Origin of the sequence: Chromohalobacter sp. 48-RD10 (assembly GCF_029889785.1) — a bacterium.
Taxonomy (GTDB): domain Bacteria; phylum Pseudomonadota; class Gammaproteobacteria; order Pseudomonadales; family Halomonadaceae; genus Chromohalobacter.
The window spans coordinates 1-1,164 of sequence record NZ_JARANX010000153.1; the positions used below are offsets into that span (position 1 = coordinate 1).

Here is a 1,164-nt window from a genome sequence, read left to right on the forward strand (position 1 = left end):
GCAGGGAAAACGCATGAAAAAACCTACACCGCAAGAATGTCAGCAAGGCACGTCTCATCCAGCGCCGCTTTCTTCTGTTTTCGCCGGATTCCACCCTTGAAAGACTTCTCCCCTTTCAGATAATTCAGCGCGATATGCCGGACCCTGGCGAGGTTTTCTGCCGCCTGTCCGCGATGGATTTTGCAGGTATCCTCACGAAGCGCCACGTCCAAGGACCAGTGAAGTTTTGCCTCAATGTGCCAGTGCTTCCGGGCCGATTCGGCGAGCTTTTTAGCGCTGAGATCGGCTGAGCTGATGTAGTAGCGGATCATCGGCTCTTCAGGGATTTAGTCACCCTCTTGGCGAAAACTCATCACCCCCCCTACCGTTTTCAAACCTGGCCATTCATAGCTAAGCTCTTGAAATCCTTCGGCAATCTCACTCACGCTATGATAGCGCGTCTCTTGTCGACCGCAGTTCTTTTCGTCCGTGACATACGAGTCACCCGCAAAGCTCGCTACCTTGGCTATCGGGAATGCAGCCTCGAAGGCGTCAGCCAGGGCTGGCTGATTGCCCTTCACCGATAACAAGTAATCGGCGCCCTTCTGCAGGATCTGAGTGGCGATTTTCTTCTGACACCCCATGGCATCGATCGTTACCAGACAGCCTTGCAGATTGAGTAGCTTGAGCAGCTCGGGAATCGCCGTAATCTCGTTGGACTTCTGCGCTGTCTTCACCTGGCCCAGTACCACACCATTCGCGGCGCTGAAGGCGCTGACCATGTGGATCGCACCCTTGCCTTTGCCACGGCAGTACGAGCCACGCAGGGTCTTGCCATCGATGGCCACTACTGCCCCATCGGTGACGTCATGGCAGGCCTTCATCCACTCGGCGAACGCACTCTGCAGCTGATCGGCATTAACCAGCGCCATCACCCTGGTCAGGGTGTCATGGCTCGGTACGCCAGCCTCAAAATCGCCGTACTGGCGAAGAAAATCCAGCTTCGCGTGGCCAAAATCCTCTATCTCGTCCCAACCTTCAGCACCACAGATCACCGCACAGACGGTCAGAAACAAGATATCTGACAACTGATGCTGCACTTTCCACGCCTGGCGGAAGTCGGGAACAATCGATAAATGGTGCATAAGAGACGGTGTCAGCATCGGATCATCCATGAGCGAAAGC

At 55.1% G+C, this 1,164-nt stretch carries 1 pseudogene; it reads right to left on the reverse strand.

Going from position 1 to position 1,164, the window contains the following annotated elements:
• Window positions 1-23 precede the first annotated feature (23 nt).
• Window positions 24-1,142: pseudogene (locus tag OP496_RS17885) on the reverse strand (ISAs1 family transposase).
• Window positions 1,143-1,164 lie beyond the last annotated feature (22 nt).